At 56.5% G+C, this 24,116-nt stretch carries 24 protein-coding genes; 14 read left to right on the top strand and 10 right to left on the bottom strand.

Annotated elements, in window-relative coordinates; translation table 11 throughout:
• Positions 1–602 precede the first annotated feature (602 nt).
• Positions 603–2,138 carry a DEAD/DEAH box helicase gene (locus CUC55_RS20500; protein WP_103088986.1) on the top strand — a complete coding sequence of 512 codons (1,536 nt, stop codon included), beginning with the start codon at positions 603–605 and terminating at the stop codon, positions 2,136–2,138.
• 54 nt (positions 2,139–2,192) lie between these two features.
• Here the strand turns inward: CUC55_RS20500 and mnmC2 are convergent, their stop codons facing one another.
• Complete coding sequence (gene mnmC2 / locus CUC55_RS20495) at positions 2,193–2,915, bottom strand: tRNA (5-methylaminomethyl-2-thiouridine)(34)-methyltransferase MnmC2 (protein WP_067644750.1); 723 nt, start codon at positions 2,913–2,915, stop codon at positions 2,193–2,195.
• Between mnmC2 and CUC55_RS20490 the strand changes: the two genes are divergently transcribed.
• From CUC55_RS20490 to CUC55_RS20460, 8 genes are all read left to right on the top strand, one after another.
• Positions 2,914–4,107: an NAD(P)/FAD-dependent oxidoreductase gene (locus CUC55_RS20490; RefSeq protein ID WP_103088985.1), complete on the top strand. Its 1,194-nt coding sequence runs from the start codon at positions 2,914–2,916 to the stop codon at positions 4,105–4,107. The two genes, mnmC2 and CUC55_RS20490, sit on opposite strands and share 2 nt — an antisense overlap.
• Positions 4,108–4,212: 105 nt before the next feature.
• Positions 4,213–4,920, top strand: coding sequence for a DUF1045 domain-containing protein (locus tag CUC55_RS20485; protein ID WP_067644756.1), 708 nt, complete (start codon positions 4,213–4,215; stop codon positions 4,918–4,920).
• Positions 4,921–4,995: 75 nt separating this feature from the next.
• The gene (puuE, locus tag CUC55_RS20480) at positions 4,996–5,919 is read left to right on the top strand and encodes an allantoinase PuuE (RefSeq protein ID WP_103088984.1); all 924 of its coding nucleotides are present in this window, start codon (positions 4,996–4,998) and stop codon (positions 5,917–5,919) included.
• The gene (gene uraD / locus CUC55_RS20475; protein WP_067644762.1) at positions 5,919–6,416 is read left to right on the top strand and encodes a 2-oxo-4-hydroxy-4-carboxy-5-ureidoimidazoline decarboxylase; all 498 of its coding nucleotides are present in this window, start codon (positions 5,919–5,921) and stop codon (positions 6,414–6,416) included. The genes puuE and uraD overlap by 1 nt, the downstream gene beginning before the upstream one ends.
• 4 nt (positions 6,417–6,420) lie before the next feature.
• Positions 6,421–6,549, top strand: coding sequence for a ribonuclease HepT family protein (locus CUC55_RS23355; RefSeq protein ID WP_280940003.1), 129 nt, complete (start codon positions 6,421–6,423; stop codon positions 6,547–6,549).
• A gap of 3 nt (positions 6,550–6,552) precedes the next feature.
• Positions 6,553–7,053 (top strand): ureidoglycolate lyase, encoded by a 501-nt coding sequence (locus tag CUC55_RS20470; RefSeq protein ID WP_103088983.1) that lies wholly within the window; start codon positions 6,553–6,555, stop codon positions 7,051–7,053.
• The gene (gene uraH / locus CUC55_RS20465; RefSeq protein WP_103088982.1) at positions 7,050–7,406 is read left to right on the top strand and encodes a hydroxyisourate hydrolase; all 357 of its coding nucleotides are present in this window, start codon (positions 7,050–7,052) and stop codon (positions 7,404–7,406) included. Before CUC55_RS20470 ends, uraH begins: the two co-directional genes overlap by 4 nt.
• A gap of 5 nt (positions 7,407–7,411) precedes the next feature.
• Positions 7,412–8,152: a metallophosphoesterase family protein gene (locus CUC55_RS20460; protein ID WP_103088981.1), complete on the top strand. Its 741-nt coding sequence runs from the start codon at positions 7,412–7,414 to the stop codon at positions 8,150–8,152.
• Positions 8,153–8,159: 7 nt separating this feature from the next.
• Here CUC55_RS20460 and CUC55_RS20455 read toward each other — a convergent pair whose 3' ends face one another.
• Positions 8,160–9,401 carry a serine hydrolase gene (locus CUC55_RS20455; protein ID WP_170063937.1) on the bottom strand — a complete coding sequence of 414 codons (1,242 nt, stop codon included), beginning with the start codon at positions 9,399–9,401 and terminating at the stop codon, positions 8,160–8,162.
• Positions 9,402–9,600: 199 nt separating this feature from the next.
• Between CUC55_RS20455 and CUC55_RS20450 the strand changes: the two genes are divergently transcribed.
• A complete protein-coding gene (locus CUC55_RS20450) occupies positions 9,601–10,173 on the top strand; it encodes a TetR/AcrR family transcriptional regulator (RefSeq protein WP_067644777.1) in 573 nt (190 codons plus the stop codon).
• Positions 10,170–10,514: a DMT family transporter gene (locus CUC55_RS20445; RefSeq protein ID WP_103088979.1), complete on the top strand. Its 345-nt coding sequence runs from the start codon at positions 10,170–10,172 to the stop codon at positions 10,512–10,514. The genes CUC55_RS20450 and CUC55_RS20445 overlap by 4 nt, the downstream gene beginning before the upstream one ends.
• 15 nt (positions 10,515–10,529) lie before the next feature.
• Here the strand turns inward: CUC55_RS20445 and CUC55_RS20440 are convergent, their stop codons facing one another.
• The gene (locus CUC55_RS20440; RefSeq protein ID WP_170063929.1) at positions 10,530–11,666 is read right to left on the bottom strand and encodes an alpha-hydroxy acid oxidase; all 1,137 of its coding nucleotides are present in this window, start codon (positions 11,664–11,666) and stop codon (positions 10,530–10,532) included.
• Between the two features lie 389 nt (positions 11,667–12,055).
• Between CUC55_RS20440 and CUC55_RS20435 the strand changes: the two genes are divergently transcribed.
• Positions 12,056–12,436 (top strand): hypothetical protein, encoded by a 381-nt coding sequence (locus tag CUC55_RS20435; protein ID WP_157940986.1) that lies wholly within the window; start codon positions 12,056–12,058, stop codon positions 12,434–12,436.
• Between the two features lie 118 nt (positions 12,437–12,554).
• On the opposite strand, the gene guaD is transcribed toward CUC55_RS20435, so the two are convergent.
• From guaD to CUC55_RS20400, 7 genes are all read right to left on the bottom strand, one after another.
• The gene (guaD, locus tag CUC55_RS20430; RefSeq protein WP_103088976.1) at positions 12,555–13,862 is read right to left on the bottom strand and encodes a guanine deaminase; all 1,308 of its coding nucleotides are present in this window, start codon (positions 13,860–13,862) and stop codon (positions 12,555–12,557) included.
• Positions 13,859–15,106: a urate hydroxylase PuuD gene (puuD, locus tag CUC55_RS20425; protein WP_103088975.1), complete on the bottom strand. Its 1,248-nt coding sequence runs from the start codon at positions 15,104–15,106 to the stop codon at positions 13,859–13,861. The genes guaD and puuD overlap by 4 nt, the downstream gene beginning before the upstream one ends.
• Before the next feature lie 92 nt (positions 15,107–15,198).
• Complete coding sequence (locus CUC55_RS20420) at positions 15,199–16,092, bottom strand: LysR substrate-binding domain-containing protein (protein ID WP_067645588.1); 894 nt, start codon at positions 16,090–16,092, stop codon at positions 15,199–15,201.
• Between the two features lie 224 nt (positions 16,093–16,316).
• Positions 16,317–17,168 carry a xanthine dehydrogenase accessory protein XdhC gene (gene xdhC / locus CUC55_RS20415; RefSeq protein WP_067644795.1) on the bottom strand — a complete coding sequence of 284 codons (852 nt, stop codon included), beginning with the start codon at positions 17,166–17,168 and terminating at the stop codon, positions 16,317–16,319.
• A 61-nt stretch (positions 17,169–17,229) separates the two neighbouring features.
• Entirely contained in the window at positions 17,230–19,569 is a 2,340-nt protein-coding gene (gene xdhB, locus CUC55_RS20410; RefSeq protein WP_170063928.1) for a xanthine dehydrogenase molybdopterin binding subunit, read from the bottom strand.
• Positions 19,570–19,571: 2 nt separating this feature from the next.
• A complete protein-coding gene (xdhA, locus tag CUC55_RS20405) occupies positions 19,572–21,041 on the bottom strand; it encodes a xanthine dehydrogenase small subunit (protein ID WP_103088974.1) in 1,470 nt (489 codons plus the stop codon).
• 24 nt (positions 21,042–21,065) lie between these two features.
• Complete coding sequence (locus tag CUC55_RS20400; RefSeq protein ID WP_103088973.1) at positions 21,066–21,842, bottom strand: 3-hydroxybutyrate dehydrogenase; 777 nt, start codon at positions 21,840–21,842, stop codon at positions 21,066–21,068.
• Positions 21,843–22,000: 158 nt separating this feature from the next.
• On the opposite strand from CUC55_RS20400, the gene glpK reads away from it, so the two are divergent.
• The gene (gene glpK, locus CUC55_RS20395) at positions 22,001–23,500 is read left to right on the top strand and encodes a glycerol kinase GlpK (protein WP_103088972.1); all 1,500 of its coding nucleotides are present in this window, start codon (positions 22,001–22,003) and stop codon (positions 23,498–23,500) included.
• A 63-nt stretch (positions 23,501–23,563) separates the two neighbouring features.
• Entirely contained in the window at positions 23,564–24,031 is a 468-nt protein-coding gene (locus tag CUC55_RS20390) for an SRPBCC family protein (RefSeq protein WP_067644810.1), read from the top strand.
• The last annotated feature ends 85 nt before the right edge of the window (positions 24,032–24,116 follow it).

Here is a 24,116-nt window from a genome sequence, read left to right as displayed (position 1 = left end):
GGGCGGCCGACAAAAAGTGCGTAGGCTGAATTAACGCAGACATAGCGCAATTGACTATCTTTAATGCAGGCGGGCAAATCCAGCGCTTGAACGCCTTCACATGCTTTTTCAAGCAATCCGCCCCCATTTATCAAGATATTCTCCGTAACTGCCTGTGACGTACGATAGAATCAGCACATCTGTTTTGTCGTGTTTGAAANTGAAANCTATTGTAGAATGACCGAACTGGCTACGCGCCGACGCGCTTTATTAAGGTTTGTTAACTATAGTTTTTCATGGATAGTTAAAGTTTCGGTCGCCGCTGGCGGCGCTATGGAAAATCAAGCACCTAAAACATTTGCTTGACTTTTCTCCGCAAAACGATCAAACCCCCTCAAGCTTTCACCCTCGGCAGCCGCGTGAGCTGCAGCGTCAACGAAAACGATACGACGCATGAAGGAAAAAGCGCATTGATACAGGAGCCGGCGAAATCGCCGCACTGAAGCGCAGAAAGTCATTCCAACCCACAAGTTCCCAATTCACGCGGGGTTCTTGACGCCAAGACAACCGGACAGCAAGGCTGATCCGGGTTCAAGCGTTTTGGCGCCCCGAAAGGTATACTATTGACCAGTTTTAGCGAACTCGGCCTCTCCGAAAAAATCGTGGCCGGCGTCACCCAGCTCGGTTACACCACACCTACGCCCATCCAGGAAAAAGCGATTCCGCTTCTTCTCGAAGGTCGCGACATGATCGGTCTTGCACAGACCGGCACAGGCAAGACGGCCGCTTTCGGCCTGCCGCTCATAGAAATGCTGTTGAAGCTACCTGATCGTCCTGCAAACAGAACCACCCGCACCCTTATTCTGGCGCCGACACGCGAACTGGTGAACCAGATTGGCGAGAGCCTCCGCGGCTTCGTGCGCAAGACGCATCTGAAGATCAATCAGGTCGTTGGTGGCGCGTCCATCAACAAGCAGCAACTGCAGTTGGAAANGGGCACAGATATTCTGGTTGCCACGCCTGGTCGCCTGCTCGATCTGATCTCGCGCAACGCGATTTCCCTGTCCAAGGTGACTTTCCTCGTGCTTGACGAAGCCGACCAGATGCTCGACCTCGGCTTTATCCATGATCTGCGCAAGATTTCCAGGATGGTCCCTGCCGAGCGTCAGACACTGCTGTTTTCGGCCACCATGCCGAACTCGATCGCAGACCTGGCCGGCAGCTATCTGAAAAACCCGGTTACCGTTCAGGTTACGCCTCCGGGCAAGGCTGCCGACAAGGTAGAACAATATGTTCATTTCGTTGTAGGCAAGAACGACAAGACCGAGCTTCTCAAGAAGACCCTCAACGAAAACCCGGATAGCCGTTCTATCGTGTTTCTGCGCACCAAGCATGGGGCTGAAAAGCTGTCCAAGTATCTGGAACACATCGGCTTCAAGGTTGCTTCGATCCATGGCAACAAGAGCCAGGGCCAGCGCGAACGTGCGTTGAAGGGCTTCAAGGACGGCGAATTCAAGGTTCTGGTTGCGACTGACGTTGCCGCACGCGGTATCGATATTCCAGCCGTAACGCATGTCTTCAACTATGATCTGCCTGAAGTGGCTGACGCTTACGTTCACCGGATCGGTCGTACAGCCCGCGCTGGTCTCGACGGCATTGCCATTGCGTTCTGCGCACCGGACGAAACCCGTCTGCTGCATGACATCGAAAAGCTGATGAAGATCGAGATTCCGGTTCTGTCCGGCGAACGTCCAGCAGGTCTGTCGAGCCCGTCTCGCGGGAACAACAATAACCGTGGCGCTGGCAACCGCGCCAATGCAAACGGTCCTCGCCGTCAAGGTGCAGAACGTGGCGAGCGTGCACATGGTGATCGTCCACAGCGCGGTCCTCGTGACGGCGCTTCGCGTGACGGCGGACGCCGCAATGGCGAATTCCGTGGTCAACGCGCTGGTGAATTCGCACCTGTTGAACGCGACAACGATCTGGAAGTGACGTCAGATTTCAAGCGTCCAAATGCCGAAGGCGCAGCTGGCAAGCCAGCCGTTAACCGCAACCATCGCGGTGGCCAGGGTCGTCCGGCACGTAAACCCGGTTCCTTCGCACCTGCCGGTCAGGCTCGTCCTGCTGGTAACGCAGGTCGCGGTCGCAAGCGCGGCTGATCGGGTCTGATCTGAATTAAGAAACGCCCGGATGAAAANTCCGGGCGTTTTTCGTTATGGCTTTACGCCACACAGCATTTCCCGTTTNCCCGCAAAGCCGGGTCGACGTTCGACGGTAAAGCCAACTGTGCCCAGATTGCGCCGCACGAAACCTGCCGCCGCGAATGTCGCAAAGGTTCCGCCTGGAGCGGTCTTCGCAAACAGCGCTGCCATGATCTCCAGCGACCACATATCCGGGTTCTTCGCGGGCGCAAAGCCATCGAGATACCAGGCGTCGAATGTATCCGTGCTCTGGATGATCCCCTGCATGGCGTCGCCGCAGAAGACGGTCAGACGCGTCTGCTCATCCAGAGTTATGTCAACCCAGCCTTCCGGGTCCGAGGGCCACTGCGCGACGAACGCTTTGCGCTCGGCGTCCAGCTGCGGCCAATGGGACAGCGCGCGGTCCAACTCACTCGTGGTCATCGGGTAGAGCTCGAAGGACACGAAATGCAGCTTGGCATTGGTGGGGCGGTGCAGTTTCCACTGCCGCCAGGTTTCGCACAGATTGAGTGCCGTCCCGAAACCGAGTTCACCGATGCGGAATGTTCCCTGCGCCGTTTGCCAGCGTTCAGGCAGGCCATTGCCCGACAGTGAGACGTGGCTGCATTCCTGCCGTCCGTCCGTCTGGCAATAAAAGTGGTCGCCAAAGGCCAGAGAATAGGGCATATCGCCCTCTCGCCAATCCAGCATATTTGAGCCGGCTCGTGCCGGCATATTTTCGTCGGGATGTCTCATGCTCCAAGCCGATAGTCTTCCCCGGCAAACAGGTCAATCATCTTTGCCAGCCAGCGTCTCATTGCTGATCATCGGCGGTGGCATCATGGGGCTGTGGGCGGCGGTAAAGGCGGAAAAGCTCGGTATCGACACGTTGCTGGTCGATGCCGACGGCATTGGAAGCGGTGCCAGTGGCGGTCTTCTGGGTGCTTTGATGCCGCACATGCCGGATCGCTGGTCCGACAAGAAGCAATTTCAATTCGATGCCTTGCTGAGCCTCGAAACCGAGATAGGGGCATTGGAGGCGCAAACGGGCCTGTCGGCAGGCTACCGGCGATGCGGGAGAATCATCCCGTTGCCCAAGCCCCATCTGCGCTCAATCGCGGAACGGCATCAAAGGGATGCCATATCGAATTGGGGCCAAGGTGGCCGGCAATTTCATTGGCACCTGCTGGATACGCCGCCGGTCGATGGATGGGTGAACGCAGCAGCGGGTGAGGCGGGTTTTGTACACGACACCTTCGCCGCCAAGGTTTCCCCCCGGGCATTCATTGCCATGTTGAAAGAGTATCTGCGACGGGCAAANCATGTGCAGGTGGTGGAGAACTGCGGTGTTGCGACGCTGGATAGGAATGGAGCGGCGATCTTGATGGATGGCCAGCGGATTGGCTTTGGTCACGCCATGGTCTCAGCCGGGCATCATTCATTTCCGCTTTTGACCGAAGCGTTGGGCTTCGCTGCGGATGCCGATCTTGGGCGGCCCGTCAAAGGGCAGGCCGCATTGTTGCAAGTCAATGCGGATCCCTTAATGCCTGTGGTGTTTCTGAACGGTCTCTATGTCGTGCCGCATGAGGATGGCACGGTTGCTATCGGCAGCACCAGCGAGGAAGACTTTGACGACGCTTTGACGACGGATGAGAAGCTGGATGGTCTGATTGCGCAGGCACGGCAGATCGTTCCCTCGCTTGCAGATGCTCCCGTTATCGAACGCTGGGCCGGTTTGCGTCCCAAGGCGATCGGGCGTGACCCTATGGTTGGTCCGCATCCTGATTACCCACGAATAATTGCATTGACCGGCGGCTTCAAGGTCAGTTTCGGCCTGGCACATCGCCTGGCGGATGCTGCTCTGGATGCTTTACAGGGCAAGCCCATGGATGTACCGGGCAGTTTTTCTTTTGAAGATCACATCTGCGTTTTCAACCTGCCTCATTGATTTATCAGCGTTTGCACGTCGTTAATCTGTCACGCAAATCACCTAACAGCTTGCCTTATGCAATATAGCTGATGAAAACCGTTTCGGACGGCGAGGTGACGACGCATGCGGTACGCCATTCATTTTACGCCTTCCCCGAACGACCCCTTGACCCATGCGGCTGCGGCTTGGCTTGGTCGCGATGTCTATTCCGGCCAGACGGTGGAACCACCCGCCGTTTCAAGCCTCGGCATGCAGGAAATTTCCTATCATACGGCTCTTCCACGTCGTTACGGTTTCCATGGCGCAATCAAGGCGCCATTCCGCTTGATGGATGATGTCGGCGAGGCAGCGCTGCTGCGTAGCCTGATGCATTTTGCCGGAACGCATCAACCCTTTACCTTGCCGCCGTTCGAAATTGCCAAACTCGGAAATCTGTATGGGCTGGTGCTGTCCTGGCCATCGGAAGCCCTGAATTTTCTCGCGGCAAGCGTTGTTCAGGAATTTGATCGGTATCGTGCGCCCCTATCCGACGCCGATATCGAGCGCGCCGACCCCGATCGTCTGTCTGCAACGCAACTGACCAATCTTCACCGTTGGGGCCATCCCTATGTGATGGACGAATTTCGGTTCCAGATGATCTTGACGGGTGGTGTAGTGCCTGCGGACTGCGTGCGTGTGGAGCGGGCAGTGCGTGGCGTCTTCGAGCCTGTTTTGGACAGGCAAGTCGAATTCTCCAACCTTGCCCTTTTCGTGGAAGACGAGCCGGGCGCCCCGTTCCGCGTGCATTCACTGCACCCCATGGGTCGCGTGTCTGCCCGAAAGATTGCATAACGACGCGATCGAAAATGCTCTCGACTTTCCGGTCCGCAATGCTACCGTTCACGAAATTTGCGTGAAGGTGATTTGATGATTTCCGTTGACTATCCCCGTAATCTCGTTGGTTACGGTCGTAATGCCCCTGATCCCAAATGGCCAGGCGATGCCAGAATCGCGGTACAATTCGTCATAAATTACGAAGAAGGTGGCGAAAGCTGCATTCTCGACAGCGACAAGGCGTCCGAGTCTCTGCTGTCGGAAATCGTCGGTGCGCAGCCATGGCCAGGGCAACGCAATCTCAACATGGAATCGATCTACGAATATGGATCGCGCGCCGGTTTCTGGCGGCTGTGGCGCATGTTCACCAGCCTCGGCGTCACGACCACCGTCTACGGCGTCACGTCAGCCATGGCGCGCAACCCTGAAGCCGTTGCTGCGATGAAAGAAGCAGGCTGGGAAATTGCCAGCCACGGTTATCGCTGGCTGGAATACAAGGACTTTTCAGAGGAAGAAGAGCGAAAGCATGTGCTTGAAGCCGTGCGCTTGCACACGGAGCTGACCGGCGAGCGCCCCTACGGCATGTATCAAGGCAAGCCCTCAGATAACACCTTGCGCCTCGTTATGGAGGAGGGCGGTTTCCTTTATTCTTCTGACAGCTATGCAGACGATCTGCCCTACTGGGTCAAAGGACTGAAGGATGATCCGTTCCTGATCATTCCCTACACGCTCGATGCAAACGACATGCGGTTTGCNACGCCGCAGGGCTTCAATTCCGGTGATCAGTTCTTGACCTACCTGAAGGACACCTTCGATGTGCTCTATCAGGAAGGGGCCGAAGGTGCAGCCAAGATGATGAGCATTGGCCTTCACTGCCGGCTCGTCGGTCGTCCNGGCCGGNCCGCAGCGCTTCGTCGTTNCATTGAATACGTGCTTGGCCATGAAAAGGTCTGGATACCCCAACGCGTCGAAATCGCACGTCACTGGCATGCACATCATAAGCCGGAGGCGCTTTGATGGTTGGTAGGGCCGAGTTTGTCAGCCGTTTCGGCGGCGTTTTCGAGCATTCGCCGTTTATTGCGGAACGCGCCTTTGATGCAGGCGACGTTCGGGAGCCTATGACGGCTGGCACCGTGCATGCCGCACTCACAAAACACTTTCGCGCGGCCTCCCAAGACGAAAGACTGGGCGTTCTGCGCGCCCATCCCGATCTTGCAGGAAAGCTGGCCATCGCCGGAGGGCTGACCGAAGACAGCCGCAAAGAACAGGCTGGGGCAGGTCTTGATCGCCTTTCTCCAAACGAGCATGCCCGATTTACGGAACTCAATGCTGCCTATGTCGAGAAGAACGGCTTTCCGTTCATTATCGCCGTCAAAGGTCTGACCAAAGACGATATCCTGCGCTCGTTCGAAACTCGCATCAATCATAATGTGCAGGATGAGTTTGCAACCGCGACAGAGCAGGTCGAGAAGATCGCTCTGTTGCGATTGACTGCCATCCTGCCGGAAAGCTGAGGCCATGCGCAATCTCATCTTGCATGATTATTCCGGCCTGCTGTCGGTTGTCTGGAGGACGGTCACTGAAAGTATCCCCGACTTGCAGGCGCGTATGGCACTCATCAGAAACTGGCGTGTCCAAGGTGAATGAATTTTGACTGAATTTCTTGAAATCCTGCCTTTGACCAAAGAGGTATTCGCACCCTTTGGCGATGTTATCGAGGCAGACACCGCAACGATCAAGCTCATCAATGGTGGCAATACCGAGCGGCATCATGCGCTCGCAGCGCCTGACGTGACAGGCGAGGGTGCTCGTGTCGTATTGAACATTTTTCGTGGCAAACCCAGGCGGTTTCCCTACGCCATCGATATGATGGAACGACATCCGCTTGGCAGCCAGAGCTTTACGCCGCTGTCCGGCAATCCGTTTCTGGTGGTCGTTTCTGAGGACGTGCAGGGGAAGCCTGGAAAACCGCGTGTATTTCTGGCCCGTGCGGATCAAGGCGTGAATTACCATCGCAATGTCTGGCATCATCCATTGATGACGCTCGATTCCACCAGTGATTTNCTGGTTGTGGATCGGGATGGCCCCGGTAACAATCTGGAAGAATTCTTTTTNGATCAGCCCTATTTCGTTGCGGAGCCCAAGCCATGACCGGTCTTACCACCCATGTTCTCGACGCCGCCAATGGCACCCNTGCGCAGGNTTTGAACATCGATCTTTACCGGTTGGATGGCGACAGCCGCGAAAAGCTGAAANCGGTGGAAACCAACAGTGACGGTCGTGTTGATGGTGGACCGTTGCTCATCGGCGATGAATTTCGCGCGGGGTACTATGAGTTGGTGTTCCACGCGGGCGATTATCTCCGAACCCGAGGTCTTGCTCTACCGGACCCCGCCTTTCTCGACATCATCCCCATTCGTTTTGGCATAGCAGATGAGAGCAGCCATTATCACGTGCCACTGCTGCTTTCGCCCTATAGTTACTCAACATACCGTGGAAGCTGAACTCGATGATTTTTGCCGCTATTGCCGATATCCACGGAAACTGCGCCGCACTGGAAGCCGTCCTTTCGGATATTGGAAANCTTGGGATTACCGATATCGTCAATCTCGGCGATTGCTTTAGCGGGCCGCTGGAAGCTGGCCGCACCGCTGATATTCTGGTGGGGCAGAACATCCCGACCGTTCGTGGCAATCATGATCGTGCTTTGATCGACCGCCCGTTCGAGAACATGGGAGACTGGGAAAAGCCTGCGCATGCGCAGCTCTCGACGGCTCATCTCGCCTGGTTGCAGGCCATGCCCTTCGACATGGTGTTCAAGGATGTTGCTTATTGCTGCCACGGCTCACCAAAAGGCGATCTGGAATATTGGCTAGAGAGGCTTTCACCCGAAGGCATTCTTAGCCTGCGCCCACTGAAAGAGATCGAAGCACTGGCGGAAGGTATCAAGCAACCGCTTATGCTGTGCGGTCACACCCATATAGCCCGCACCGTTCATCTTTCCGATGGCCGGTTGATCGTCAATCCGGGCAGTGTCGGTTGCCCGGGCTGGAAAGATGACGAACCGGTCTATCACCAGGTCGAAGCCGGTCATCCGCTTGCCAGTTATGCCGTGCTGGAAGAGACGGCTCACGGCTGGCAGGTTTATTTCCGGCAAGTCCGCTACGACCATGTCGCCATGGGTGAGCTTGCGCGGGCAAACGGCATGTCACAACTGGGCAATGCGATTGCTACCGGCTGGCTTGACTGATCCGCTCTCAACTCTCGTTTGCCATGACGACGCAGGAGTAGGAATGTGCCTTTAGATCCTTGCATGCAGACAGCGCTGCTGCCTGATTGTCGAAACCAGTGAAGCGGGCGCGGTAAAGTGTGGCGGAACCGCTTCTGACTGCTTCCGTGTAGGGCGCAATTCCTGAATAGCTGGATGCGATGGATGGGCGGGCGTTGCGCAGCAGGGAGAGGGCTGCTCTTTGCGAATCCGCTGCTGCGATCTGCACTTCCCATGCGCTGCGCTCCGAGGTCGTGGCGCGCACCGCAGATGTCTGCATCATATCCGGTATCACGGCGTTTCCGGCAGCGATCTGCGCGGCGATCGGGTCGCGGCGTTCCGCAAACATCGGCAAAGGCACGCTGGCAGGCGTCACGTCGAATGTTTTGCTTGAACTTGCGCTTGCGATGAGTTGCTGGTTGCCAGTTCCTCTGGACGCTTTCGGGAGTGTACGGTCCAGCAGGGACGCCATCTGATTGTCTCGACCACGGGCGGTCTTGCCACCCAGCACCACGCCAACGACGCTGCGGCCGTTGTGGTTGACCGCGCTGACGAGGTTGAATCCGGAGGCATTGGTGTAGCCGGTCTTGATGCCATCAACGCCTTGATAGCGCGCCATCAGCCGGTTGTGGCCGCGGATCGTCTTGCCGCGGAACTTGAAGGATTGCATTGCAAAAAGGTTATATTCTTTCGGAAAATCACGCTGTAGCGCGAGTCCAAGCTTTGCCATGTCGCGCGCCGTCGTGACCTGTGCCTTGTTCGGCAGGCCGGATGCGTTGCGGAAAACGGTTTTCGTCATGCCAAGCTGTCGCGCCTTGCGTGTCATGATCTGCGCGAACTTCGCTTGCGAGCCGCCCAGATGGTCGCCCATGCCTTCCGCCATATCGTTCGCGGATTTTACGATCATGCCATAGACCGCCTCGCGCACGGTGAAGGTCGTACCCGCTTTCACCCAGAGTTTCGAAGGGATGACGGCTGCACCGCGCTTCGACATCGTGATGCGCTCGTTCCAGCTGAGGCGACCATCGTGCAACGCCTCGAAAACCAGATAGAGCGTCATCATTTNCGTGAGGGATGCAGGGTAGTTTTTAACGTCGGCATTTTCCGACGCCAGTACTTTTCCTGTCTTCGCATCCATTACGAAATGCGCATAGCCCGCCTGCGCTTGAGACGCCTGCAGGGAGAGGACCGTGCAGAGGAAGGCCAAAGCAAACATCCATGTTCCAGCCAATCCCCGTCTGATCGTTCCCGACATAAATTCCCCCCTTGTCCGTCCACTCGTCGCCCCGCAAGCCTACCAATAGTTTCAGGCAGCGAAACCGTTCAAACTTTAAAGATCGCTTTCATCCTTAATTAAGTATGAAANTCGACCCCCATTGGTGGCGGGTAATTTTCTTGAAAAGAAACCTACCGTCCGGTATGTATTGACGATGGATAGTTTGACGGAACGTAAAAAGCAGCCTGACGTGGTGCGTAGAAATCTCATCGACTGCGCGGCCAGACTTGCTGCGGAGCAGGGGTTTTCGGCGGTCTCAGTGCAGGCCGTCGCATCCGCTGCTGGGGTAACGAAGGGCGGTTTGTTTCATCATTTTTCCTCCAAACACGCGCTGCTGGAGGCTTTGCTTAGCGACCTTTTGGCCAAGCTCGATGCCGACATCGACGCGCTGATCTCACGGGATCGTGACGGCTATGGATGCTTCACACGGGCCTATGTGAATGCCTTCTTTACCGATCGCAGGCGTGAAACCTATGCGCAATGGTCTGCGATGTCGGTTGCGCTGATCAGCGAACCGTCGCTGCGGCAGATGTGGCAAAGCTGGATCGACGGGCGCAATGCGCGCCATAAAAAGACGGATGGCGAGATCGGTCTCGAGCTTGTCAGGCTTGCCGTCGATGGCATCTGGCTTGCGGATTTGATGAGCGATAACGGTCACGCAGGTAACACTGGCGAGGCACTTCGCAAGAGGTTGATAGGGATGACACGCGGAGAGGACAAAACATGAATGGAGTTGTCACGACCTATGCGGCGCTCATTGCAGCTATCGTCTGCGAGGTCATCGGCACGTCTTTCCTGCAGCAATCGCAACAGTTTACCCGGCTTGTGCCAACGGTGCTCATGGCTGTCTTTTACGGTGCGGCGTTCTTCCTATTGTCCATCACCCTAAAANCGCTGCCCGTTGGTGTCGCCTACGCGATCTGGAGCGGTCTCGGCATCGTGCTGATTTCCGTCGTCGGTTATGTGTTCTTCCGCCAGACGCTTGATCTGGCCGCGATGATCGGGCTTGGGCTTATCATCGCAGGAGTCGTCGTTGTAAACGTGTTTNCAAAGACGGTTGGGCATTGACGGGCAGTGGCCTTTTCAACGTACGAGAATGGTCCGGTCAACATCGGTCAATAGTCGTTTGCCGCACAGCGCCATGGTGACATCCATTTCTTTGCGGATGATTTCCAGTGCGGTGGTAACGCCAAGCTTGCCGCCAGCGCCGAGACCATAGAGGAACGGCCGGCNGATATAGGTGCCCTTGGCGCCCAGCGCGATGGCCTTCAACACGTCCTGACCGGAGCGGATGCCGCCATCCATGTGCACTTCGATCTTGTCGCCAACGGCATCAACGATTTTCGGCAATATTTCGATGGATGAAAGCGCCCCGTCGAGCTGGCGGCCGCCATGATTGGAAACAATGATGGCATCCGCACCGGTATCGGCGGCGGCACGGGCGTCCTCCTCATCCAGAATGCCCTTGAGGATGAGTTTGCCACCCCAACGCTCCTTGATCCATTCGACATCCTTCCAGGACAGGCGCGGGTCGAACTGCTCCGCCGTCCACGACGACAGCGAGGACAGATCGGACACGTTCTTGGCATGGCCAACGATATTGCCAAAGCTGCGCCGTTTTGTGCGCGCCATATCCAGGCACCATTGCGGGCGCGTTGCCATCTGCCAGATATGCTTTGGCGTGAATTTTGGCGGCGCGGATAGCCCGTTTCGCAGATCCTTGTGACGCTGGCCGAGAATTTGAAGGTCTAGCGTCAGAACCAGCGCGGAGCACTTTGCGGCCTTGGCACGGTCGATCAGGTTATTGACGAAATCGCGGTCCTTCATCACGTAAAGCTGGAACCAGAACGGCCGCGAAGTGACGGAGGCGACGTCTTCGATGGAGCATATGCTCATGGTCGACAGAGTGAAGGGAACGCCGAACTCTTCCGCGGCTTTCGCGGCCAGCATCTCGCCGTCCGCGTGCTGCATACCGGTAAGGCCGGTGGGTGCAAGGGCCACGGGCATTGATACCTTTTCCCCAATCATCTCTGTCGCCAGCGACCGGTCTGTCATGTCAACGAGAACCCGTTGGCGCAGTTTGATCTTGGAAAANTCATCTTCGTTTGCGCGATAGGTGCTCTCCGTCCACGCGCCACTATCCGCATAATCGAAGAACATTTTCGGCACGCGACGTTGTGCCTGTTTCTTCAAGTCCGCAATGGTAAGAACTTTGCCCATGGATGAAGCCTTCAAATTTGAATAACATCTTCACCTAACATGAGAGTGTCATTTGTAACATCTGAATTTGTGTAAAAAGTCTCGATCGCTCGGATGCAGGACAGCGCTTTTGGCATGAGTTCGCGGATAACTCGAACCGCAGGTAAAGTCGCTTTGCCATAAAATCGCCTTTTACACGCTGTGAAACTCCAGATTATAAATTATACTACCTGAGATAGATTAATTCGAAATCGGTGTGATCGGAGTTAACCATGATATTGTTGAATTTCTGGCCTGCTGACCTTCCTGGACGTGTCGGTCATGTTTCGCTTTTGATTGGTGCCGGACAAAGTGCCGGTCAGCAAACATATGTCAGTTGGTGGCCTGGAAANGATGACGGAAGTAAAGAAATGGGCGTACCCGTCCATCCATATACCTACGATCAGGATGTCGTCGCTGAAGGCGGCCCTCCTATAGGGCGGGTGTCGATTTCCGGCCTCGACGAGGCGCGGATGAAACGAACCTGGGAAGCTTTGCTTGCAAAGAAGGCGCGTTACTATCTGCTGCGCAGGAATTGTGCATGGACGGTCAAGGTGTTGCTGGATGCTGGAACAGGGGTTGATATTGGGTCGATCACGGCAGACTATCTGAATTCAAGGGTCGCTGCCGGCGTCTGGACGCCGAGGACTGTGTTCGAATATGCCAGCATGTTGAAGAACAGTCACCGGGATGTGCGGCAGAAGCGGTTCGATAAGGCAACAAACAGTCCATCCGGCCTTCTCGCTAGCTGATCATTTGTAGGCGGAAAAANGGGCGGCAAAAGCCGCACATTTCATTTGCTCTGAGTTTTAAGCTCGGAACACTGGACGCAGCTCTGACCGGTGCGCAGACGGTATTGACTGGCGAAAGTCAGATAACGGTTTTTGCACCTATGCCTGCAATATAGGTTTCCTCTACTGCACGGTCGTCTCCCATCGTCAGCATGAGAAACAGTTCTTCTGTCAGGCTGTTAACAACCTCCATTTTCAGCGCCATTGCGGGCGTTGCTGATGCGTTTAGCACAGCAATATCCGCATCCGTGCCGACTTCGAGAGTGCCAATTTTGTCGACCATCGAAAGGGCTTCGGCATTGCCGCGCGTCATAAGATACCAGCTTTCCAGCGGGTTCAGACGTTCTCCCAGAAGTTGCTGAATCTTGTAGGCCTCATCCATGGTCCGCAGCATGGAATAGCTCGATCCGCCGCCAATATCGGTCGCAACGGCAATGCGCACTGGCTTTTCGCGCCGTTGCAGCGTCTTCATTGGAAACAGTCCGGAGCCGATGAACAGGTTGGATGTCGGGCAGTGAACAGCGACGGCGCCGGTTTCTGAGAGTACATCCGCTTCGCGATCCGACAGATGAATGGCGTGGCCGAGCAGCGTCTTGCTGCCCATCAGACCGTAGCGGACGTAGATATCCGTATAGTCGATGGCATCCGGGTAAAGCTCGCAGGTGTATTTGATCTCGTCCAGGTTTTCGGACAAATGGGTCTGGATGAACAGGTCAGGAAATTCCTGCGCAAGAGCCTGGGCGGCTTCCATCTGTTTCGGTGTCGAAGTAATGGCGAAGCGGGGGNTGATGGCGACGTGGTTGCGGCCTTTGCCGTGCCAGGCGGCAATCACCTGGCGCGTTTCGTCGTAACCGAGTTGCGGTGTGTCCAGCAGGCCTTGCGGAGCGTTGCGGTCCATCATCACCTTGCCGCCCACCATCAGCATGTTGCGCTTCATGGCTTCGGCGAAAAAGGCGTCGGCAGATGTTTTGTGAACAGAACAATAAGCCGCCGCCGTCGTCGTGCCGTGGCGAAGGAGTTCGTCGTAGAAATGCGTGGCGATGCGTTTTGCATGGGTGCTTTCCACGAAGCGGCATTCTTCCGGGAACGTATAGGTATTCAACCACTCCAACAGATTGGCGGCGTAGGAGCCGATGACCTGCATCTGCGGGAAATGCATGTGCAGATCAATCAGGCCGGGGACGATGAGGTGAGGCCGGTGGTCTTTTTTTNCCACACCCTCGGGCACCCGCGCAAGAATATCTTCATACTCGCCAATGGCGCTGATCTTGCCGTCCTCGATCAGCAACCCGCCATCTTCGATATAAAGGTAACTTGCTGTGTCATCGATGGAGTGCGGTGCGCGGTTGAAGCTCAAAAGTCGTCCGCGCAGCAGAAGCATGCTCATTCCGTTCTTCCTTGGGATACGGCGCTCTCATACCATGCGGTCAGCACCTTGCGTTCTTGCGGCGTGATCGCCGTGATGTTGCCGGGGGGCATGGCATGGCTGCGGCCCGCCTGTAAATAGATTTCCCGCGCATGCGCCGCAATTTGTGCATCCGTCTCAAGCTTTACCGACTTCGGGGTAAAGGGAACACCCTCCCAGACCGGCTCTGCCGCATGGCACATGGAACAGCGGCTCTGCACGACATCCCGCGCGGAGGCGAAATGAACATCAGCGGCAAAAAGCTGCTGTGTGGGGGAGAGTGTTGCCGCTTTCTCTTCCTGCTCACCCGTCAGTATCTTCGGCGCGGTGGAGAGCCACATGATGACGATGAAANTCAGGACCGTGACCAGCCATGTCCATGTTGGTCTACCCTTGCGGGCGTGGGTGGTGTTGAACCAGTGCCGGATCGTGACGCCCATCAGGAATACCAGTGCTGCAATTATCCAATTGAACTGCGTTGCAAAGGCCAGCGGATAGTGGTTCGACAGCATGAAAANGATGACGGGCAGCGTCAGATAGTTGTTGTGCAACGAGCGCTGCTTGGCGATACGGCCATATTTCGGGTCCGGTGTGCGGCCTGCAATGAGGTCCGCGACGACGATCTTCTGGTTGGGAATGATGATCATGAAGACGTTGGCCGACATGATGGTGGCTGTGAAGGCGCCCAGATGCAGGAAAGCGGCACGACCGGTGAATATCTGCGTATAGCCCCAGGCCATGCCCACCAGCGCAATGTAAAGCACGGCCATCAGGCCCCAGGTGTTGTTGCCGATTGGCGATTTGCACAGCAGGTCATAAAACACCCAGCCAATGACAAGCGACGCCAGCGACAGACAGATGGCCTGGAACTGCGTGAGTTCCAGCACGGAATGATCGATGAGAAAGAGATCCGCGCCGCCATAGTAGACGATGCAGAGCATGGCAAATCCGGAGAGCCATGTGGCATAGCTTTCCCATTTGAACCATGTCAGATGTTCCGGCATCTGCGCAGGCGCGACCAGATATTTCTGGATATGATAGAAGCCGCCGCCATGCACCTGCCACTCTTCGCCATAAGCACCCGGCGGCAAATGCGCGCGCTTTACCAATCCCAGATCGAGCGCGATGAAATAGAAAGATGAGCCAATCCAGGCAATGGCGGTAATAACGTGCAGCCAGCGGACGGCAAAGGCCATCCATTCCCACGCAATGGCGTATTCGTACATTCTGTTCCCCTGACTTTGCAACGCACTGTGCGAAATATTTACCGATCAGAAAAGGGGCGTTGTGCGAAACGCGCAGATATTGTTGCTCTACATCAGGTTTCTGTCGGAAATTCCTCCTGCATCCACTCCGTGAAGGCTTTGATTTTGGCGACGTTGCGGCGCGCTTCGGTGTGAACCAGCCAGTAGTCATGACCATCGTTACAAACCAGATCGAACGGTTGCAACAGACGTCCAGAGGCGATGTCTTCCGCAAAGTGCACAGGATTGACGATGGCAACGCCGTGTCCTGCTATCGCCGCCTGCGCTTCCAGGTTTTGAATGCCGAAATCGCTCCGGGTGCGACTGTCCAGATCGGTTTCCGTGACACCAGCCTCCGCAAACCAATGTTTCCACCACCTGTCATTCGGGCTGATGATAGGCAGCTTGAGAATATCGGAGGGGTGCTTCATTCCGCCGATGGTCGCTGCCAGCGTGGGACTGACGACCGGCGCAAAATCGAGCCGCATGATGCGACGGCTGATCAGGCCAGGCCAATCGCCTTTGCCCCAACGTATACCGATATCGACGTTGGTGCGCGAAAAATCCACGATTTCGTTGGAAAGTGCCAGTTGCACCGCAATTTGCGGATGCCGCGCCTGAAACACGCCCAACCGTTTGGCCAACCACTGGTGCGCAAATGTCGTAGTGCAGGAAATGATGAGGATATCCGCCGTTCTGTTACGAGCTTCTTCCACTGCCGTTGCCAGAATGCTGAAGGCTTGCGACGCCCGGCCTGCCAGCAATTCGCCCGTTTCGGTCAACGCAACCTGCCTTGGCTTGCGTAAAAACAGCGGCGCGCCAACGAAATCCTCCAGCAATTTGATCTGGTAGCTCACCGCTGTCTGCGTCATGCCCAGTTCCTCGCCAGCCTTGGTAAAACTCAGGTGACGGGCGGCACTTTCCAGCACGCGCATCGCATTTAATGGGACGTTACGGGATAGCTTCATGGATAAGTTCTCTTTATCCATATCTTCAGAAGTTTCATTGGTTTTNCCATGGAAACAGGAGCATTTCTCTTGCATAGCATCAAAAGAGCTTAGGAGAAATGATATGAGTACAGCCGCTTTCAGCGTCTGGCCACGGCTATTTGCGCGACTATGGACAGCGGAGTGGTTTGTGCGAAAGTCAGCTCGGCCGGGTAATTCTCAGGAGGACGAGCTACAAGACCACATTAAGCGTGATCTTGGCCTGCTGGATGGCCGCGCTCAGATCGGGCCGGGGAGGGAGCAGCAAAGCGATGAATTGCGTGAAGCACTTCGGCTGCTACCAAGGTCGCTATGACGGCAGGGCGCTTGTCTTTTACGACAGTGCCGCCAATTGGCAGAACGAGCCGGGCCAGAGTCGAGGTCGGTTCACCTTCACGTTCCAGCCAATGCGCAAAGGTGGCGCGCTTGGTCTTTGAGCCGATCATGCCGACATAGGCAAGATCGGTTCGGTTAAGTGCCTCCTTCGCAATCAGGAAATCTAACGCATGGTCATGGGTGACGATGATGAGAGCACCACCTGTCGGAATGTTATTGACTATTACTTCCGGCATCGCAGTCAGATGTGATGTGACGGTCTCGGGCAGGTCCTGAAGTTCTTCCGCGCGGGTTTCAATAACTGAGACGGATAGCGGTAGTAACGACAATGTCTGCGCCAAGGCCTTGCCCACATGGCCCGCACCGAAAATGAAGACCGCGGGTTGGGATTTACGATCCTGTGCCAGGCGTTGCTTTAACGCCTCCGTTATCGCGGGCGTGACCTTGGTGAATTTCAGTAGCGTGCGGCCACCACAACATTGGCCGATTTCGGGACCGAGTGGAATGTCCATGATGTCAATTGCCGTTCTGCCCGCCAGCATGGCTCGGGCATGGTCAATCGCCATATATTCGAACTGCCCACCGCCGATGGTTTGCCATATGCGGTCATCGGAGACGAGCATGAACGTGCCAGCTTCCCGTGGAGCGGACCCTTTGACGGATTCGATTTCGATGAGGATGGTGGGGGATTCGAGGAAGCTCTGGAGGGAGGCATCAGGCATGGGCGTTGGCCTTGGCAAGCCAGAGGGGGGCTGCCCTGCACTCGAGCGCTGCTTCATCGCCTCACACCTTTTTCAACCGCTCTACCGCCATCAACACCCTTTCAGGCGTTGCTGGCGCGTCCAGCCGTGGGCAGACTTTGTAATCTGCGACACTGGCCACCGCCATAGACAGCGCCTCCAGCACCGAGTTCGCCAGCATGAAAGGCGGTTCGCCCACGGCCTTGGAACGGCCAATGGTGGGCTCGGCGTTTTCGGACCACTCTGCCAGTTTGACGTTGAAGATTTTCGGACGGTCGGAGGCTAGCGGTATCTTGTAAGTGGAGGGCGCGTGGGTGCGCAGTCGCCCCTTGGCATCCCACCACAATTCCTCGGTCGTCAGCCAGCCCATGCCCTGCACGAAAGCGCCTTCGACCTGGCCGATGTCGATGGCCGGGTTCAACGATTTGCCAACATCGTGGAGAATATCGGTGCGCTCCATCATATATTCGCCGGTCAGCGTATCGATGGAGACTTCCGACACGGATGCGCCGTAGGCGAAGTAATAGAACGGCGTGCCTTTGCCGGCTGCGCGGTCCCAATGGATTTTTGGTGTCTTGTAAAAGCCAGCGGCGGACAGTTGGACGCGGGCGAAATAGGCCTGTTTGATGAAGTCGTTGAAGGCGATTTCTTCTGTTCCGACACTGACACGGTTAGGAAGGAACCTCACCTGATCCTCGCCCACATTCCATTTTNCCATGGCGAACTTGACGAGGCGTTCCTTGATCTGGCGTGCGGCATCATATGCGGCCATGCCGTTGAGATCGGTGCCGGAGGAGGCGGCAGTGGCAGAGGTATTCGGTACCTTGCCGGTGGTGGTAGCCGTGATTTTGACCCTGTCGATATCCACCTGAAACGCATCGGCGACGACCTGGGCGACCTTGGTGTAAAGGCCCTGGCCCATTTCGGTGCCGCCATGGTTCAGGTGAATGGAGCCGTCATTGTAGATATGGACAAGGGCTCCGGCCTGATTGAAGGCGGTCATGGTGAAGGAGATGCCGAATTTTACCGGCGTCAGCGCAATGCCTTTGCGGATAACGGGACTGGTCTTGTTGAACTCGATGATAGCCTCTCGCCGCGCCTGATAATCGCTGGAGCTTTCCAATTCTTCAACGACACGAGCGATGATGTTGTCTTCGACTTCCTGATGGTAAGGCGTCAGGGTACGGCCTGAACCCTGCTGGCCGTAGAAATTCAGTTTGCGGATTTCAAGCGGGTCCTTGCCAACCGCGTAAGCGATTTCCTCGATGAAGCGTTCCGCCCCCAGCATGCCTTGCGGGCCGCCGAAACCGCGGAAGGCTGTGTTGGAAACCGTGTGTGTTTTCAAGGGCTTCGATTGCAGTTTTACATGCGGATAGAAATAGCTTGAATCCGCGTGGAAAAGTGCGCGGTCCGTGACGGGACCGGAGAGGTCGGACGAGAAGCCGCAGCGGGCTGCATAGGTTGCGTCTACGGCGTGAATTCGGCCTTCCTCATCGAAGCCGAGTTCGTAGTCGACGCGGAAGTCGTGGCGCTTGCCGGTGGCGGTCATGTCTTCATCGCGATCAGGGCGCATTTTGACGGCAAGGTTCAGTTTCTTGGCGGCGATAGCGCAGAGTGCGGCAAACTGATTGCCCTGCGTTTCCTTGCCGCCGAAGCCGCCGCCCATGCGACGTACCTGCACGGTCACGGCGTTGGAAGGCACTTGCAGAATATGGCTGACGATGTGCTGGATTTCGCTGGGGTGCTGAGTGGAACTCCACACCGTCACTTCATCGTCTTCGTCCGGCACCGCCATAGCGATGTGGCCTTCCAGATAAAAGTGCTCCTGCCCGCCGATCCGCATCGTGCCGGTCAACCGACGCGGCGCGACGTCCATTTCCAGTTCTGCTTCGCCACGTTGCAACACCATGCCAGGCGTGACCAGCGGTTCTCCGTTTTCAAGCGCTCCGTCGATGTCGCTCCAATGCGGCAGATCGTTGTATGTGATTTTCGCCTTGCGGGCAGCCTTACGGGCAATATCGCGGGTTTCGGCGAACACGGCAAAGATCGGCTGGCCGTGAAATTGCACCAGCTTTTCCGCCAGCAACGGCTCATCGTGACGTCCACCGGAGGAAACATCGTTTTCACCCGGAACATCCTTGCCGGTCATCACCCACAGAACGCCGGGCGTGGCTTCTACTTCGGACAAGTCGATCGACACGATTTCGGCGTGCGCTCGGTCGGCCATGCCGATGGCACCGTGGATCATGCCTGCGGGTTCTGGAATATCATCGATATATTCGGCACTTCCGGTGACATGCTTGTGTGCTGAATCATGCCGTAATGATCCATGCATCTTGCCGTCGATGACGGTTTTGGTGCGTTCGAAAGTGTTGGTATCCATGGTCAAGCCTCCGCCAGCGCGAAACGCTGCAACTCTTGGCGTTCACCGGATGTCTCAAGAAAGAACCGGGTGAGTAGGTTCTTTGCCGTCAGCATCCGGTACTCGGCGGTAGCGCGCCAGTCCGTCAGCGGCCGGAAATCCTCATCAATGGTATCACGAACAGCCTCGATGGTTTCCATGCTCCAGGTCTTTCCCATCAACGCTTCTTCCAGTTTTGCTGCACGCTTCGGCGTTACCGCCATGCCGCCGAAGGCGATGCGGATATCTTCCACGGTGCCTGCCGCATCAAGTTTGAGATGATAGGCGGCGCAGAGGGCGGAAATATCCTCATCATGGCGTTTGGAGATTTNGTAGATAGCGTAATGCGTATCGGCGGTTGGGACTGGTACGAAANTTTTCTCCACGAACTCGCCAGTGAGACGGTCCTGCTTGCCGTAATCGATGAAGTATTCTTCGAGCAGCATGGTCCGGCTACCGGACGCCGAGCGCAAGGTCAGCGTCGCACCCAGCGCAATCAGCGCCGGTGGGGTATCGCCGATAGGTGAGCCGTTGGCGATGTTGCCGCCTATCGTTCCCATATTGCGCACCTGCTGACCGCCGATGCGGTCGATCAGGCGGGCGAAGGGTGGAATGTGCTTTGCCAGAACGGTGAAGGCATGGGCGTAAGTCACGCCGGCGCCTATCGAAATGCCGTCATTCTCAACCGAAATGGATTGCAGGTCGTTCAAGTGATTAATGAAGATCACGGGATTCAACGCCCGCATCTGCTTTGTCACCCACAAGCCGACATCGGTGGAGCCGGCGACGATGGTCGCCTTGGGTTCGGCGGCGTATACTTGCGCGAATTCCGAGAGGTTGGAGGGNATGATCGAGCGACAGTCACCCTTGCTGACGACAATGGTCTCGTTCATCTGGATGGCCCATAGGCGGGACATGATGCTGGCGCGATCCCGCTCTATCGGGTCAAACAGAGTGCTCGGCTTGGCAGCCGTCACGCTTTCGGCAGCGCGTATGATCGGCTCGTAACCCGTGCAGCGACAGAGATTGCCCTGCAAGGCCTTTTCGATGTCTGCACGCGACGGCTTGTCGCTGGTCAACCACAGGCCATAGAGCGACATGACGAAACCGGGTGTGCAGAAGCCGCACTGCGAACCATGGTAATCGACCATTGCCTGCTGCACCGGATGCAGCATTCCATTTTTGCCAGCAAGATGCTCTATGGTGACGATATGCGTGCCGTGTAACGAGCCTATGAAGCGGATGCAGGCATTGACGGTCTCATAGCGCAACGAGCCATCGATCAGACGCCCGACCAGCACCGTGCAAGCGCCGCAGTCGCCTTCGGCGCAGCCCTCCTTGGTGCCGGTCAGTCGTTTTTGCAGCCTCAGATAATCGAGCAGCGTTTCCGTCGGGCCGAAATCCCGAAGAGACACTGTCTCGTTGTTGAGGATGAAGCTGATTGCGTCTTTCATGCGTAGCCTTCGTATGCGTTCTGATTATTGGGCGGTCCAACCGCCGTCGATGGAAATATGCGTGCCAGTGATCTGTTTGGCCGCATCGCTGGCCAGAAAAATCGCGGTCGCTGCGATGTCCTCGACCTTCACGAATTCCTTCGTCGCTTGCAGCCGTAGGAGAACATCGTTCTTCACCTCGTCCTCGCTGATGCCGCGTGCCTTGGCCGTATCGGGTATCTGCTTTTCCACCAGAGAGGTCAGCACATAGCCGGGGCATATGGCATTGACGGTAATTCCGGTTTCGGCAAGCTCGAGCGCTGCGGATTTTGTCAGCCCGATGATACCATGTTTNGCCGCGACATAGGCAGATTTATAAGGTGAGGCGACGAGCCCGTGGGCCGAGGCGATGTTGATGATGCGGCCTTTTCCCCCAGCTTTCATCAGTGGAATGGCAGCCCGCATGGTATGAAAAGAACTGGTCAGATTGATGGCGATGATCTGGTCCCACTTTTCCGGCGGGAAATCTTCCACCGGCGCAACGTGCTGAACGCCCGCATTGTTGACCAGGATGTCCACTGAGCCCAGCTTTTCGTGGGTTGTCTTGATGAGATCGGCAATCTCGTCCGGCTTGGTCATGTCGGCGGGNTGGTAGAGAACACGTGTTCCGCTCTCCGCTTCCATCAGGAGGCGCGTGTCTTCGATCTCATGCTCAACGCCGAATCCATTGAGCATGACGTTGCAGCCGTCATTGGCGAAGGCTTGCGCTATAGCCAGACCAATACCACTGGTTGAGCCTGTTACGATCACGGTCCGATGCATGCGTTCCCCTTTTNACCCAACGTTGCAACGATTTACGGCAGGTTATGCCTAAATCGTGGGGNCTGGCAATCGGATTTCACGTAAGGATAACACGCTGTGGCTTGACTTTGGGGGCCGCGCATATTGTCTTGCGCCAAACTTATATCCGGGAGGCATGTATGGGCGGTTATATTCTCGCCATCGACCAAGGCACGACATCGACACGCGCCATTGTTTTNGATGGTTCGATGCAGGTGGCAGGGACGGCACAAAAGGAGTTCCGGCAGATATTTCCCGATTCCGGCTGGGTGGAGCACGATCCGGAGGAAATATGGGAAAGCGTCGTCTGGTCCATCCGCCAAGCTCTCGAAAAAGCCAAGCTTAAAGCATCCGACATCGCTGCCATCGGCATTACCAACCAGCGCGAAACGACGCTGCTGTGGGATCGGGAAACCGGCAAACCGCTGCACAATGCCATTGTCTGGCAGGATCGGCGTACCGCCAAACTCTGCGAAAAGCTGAAAAAGGAAGGCCACGAAAAGACCTTCGTCAAGAAGACCGGCCTGCTGCTCGATCCTTATTTCTCCGGCACAAAGCTGTCCTGGCTGCTTTCCAAGATCAAAGGCGCACGCAAACGGGCCGAAAAGGGTGAGCTTTGCTTCGGCACCGTCGATACCTTCCTCATCTGGCGGCTGACGGGTGGGAAGTCCTTTGTGACCGATGCCACGAATGCATCGCGGACGCTGATGTTCAACATCGAAANGAATGTGTGGGACAAGCAGCTACTCGACATTCTCGACGTTCCGTCGTCGATTCTGCCTGAAGTTCTGGATTGCGCGGCGGAATTCGGCGTTGCCGATGAGGAACTGTTCGGCGCACCTATTCCTATTCTCGGTGTCGCTGGTGATCAGCACGCGGCCGTTATCGGGCAGGCCTGCTTTGCGCCCGGCATGTTGAAATCCACCTATGGCACCGGCTGTTTTGCGCTTCTCAACACCGGTGAAGACATGGTGCGCTCCAAAAACCGGCTGTTGACGACGATTGCCTACCGCCTCGACGGCAAGACGACTTATGCGCTGGAAGGATCGATCTTCGTGGCGGGAGCTGCCGTTCAGTGGCTTCGTGACGGGCTGAAGATGATCGGTGCAGCGTCGGAAGCGGGTGCTTTGGCGGATAAGGCGGACGCCACGCAGGAGGTCTATCTGGTGCCGGCCTTCGTCGGCCTCGGCGCACCCTGGTGGGATGCGGAAGCGCGTGGCGCGATGTTCGGTCTGACGCGCGGCACGGGGCCAGCCGAGTTTGCCCGCGCGGCGCTGGAGGCCGTCTGCTACCAGACCGCCGATTTGCTGGACGCCATGCATAAGGACTGGAAGAACGCCAATGGCGACACTGTCTTGCGTGTCNATGGCGGCATGGTTGCCTCCGACTGGACGATGCAGCGTCTGTCCGACCTTATCGACGCGCCGGTGGATCGACCCGTCATTCTGGAAACAACCGCGCTGGGTGCGGCCTGGCTTGCGGGCAGCAAGGCAGGTGTATGGCCGGATATGAAAGCATTTTCCGACGCATGGTCCCGCGACAGTCGCTTCGAGCCGAAAATGGACGGCGAGATGCGAGAGCGCAAGATCAAAGGCTGGAGAAACGCCGTTACCCGCACCTTGAGCAACAGCCCAAAATAAGCAGTTATAGTAAAGTCTGAAATGCGATATTATGGCCGCTGTTCAAGGGGAGAGGGACAGCAAATGCCAGACATCGCAGAGCATGAATTGTCGCTGAGCCGTATTATCAACGCGACTCCTGAAAGGGTGTTTCAGGCATGGGTCGAACCCGAGTTGCTTATCCAGTGGTGGGCGCCGTTGCCGTATCAAACGTCGCAGGCTGTCATAGACCTGCGGCCGGGCGGTGCTTTCAATACCACAATGCATGCGCCGACGGGCGAAATATACGAAAACCTCGGCGTGTTTCTCGACGTCGTCCCCAACCGTCGCCTGGTCTTCACCGATGCGTTCCGGGAGGGTTGGATTCCGGGAGGACGTCCCTTCATGACCGGTTATGTCACGTTCGAAGACGCTGGAAACGGCGCCACGAAATATGTGGCGCGGGCGCTGCACTGGACTGCCGAAGATAAACAGACCCACGAGGAAATGGGCTTCGAAGAAGGGTGGAATGCGGCAGCTGAGCAGATGGAGGCGCTGTTACAGCGTCTTTAAGGGGCTTGAGGAACCGGATCCAATAGTTTNGCCAAGCGGTTGGTTTCCGATTCTTTTCCGCGCTCGCGGTCCATCGATTTTATCG

Origin of the sequence: Agrobacterium bohemicum, assembly GCF_002896715.1 — a bacterium.
GTDB lineage: Bacteria > Pseudomonadota > Alphaproteobacteria > Rhizobiales > Rhizobiaceae > Agrobacterium > Agrobacterium bohemicum.
This window is presented reverse-complemented; position numbering and strand designations above follow the sequence as displayed.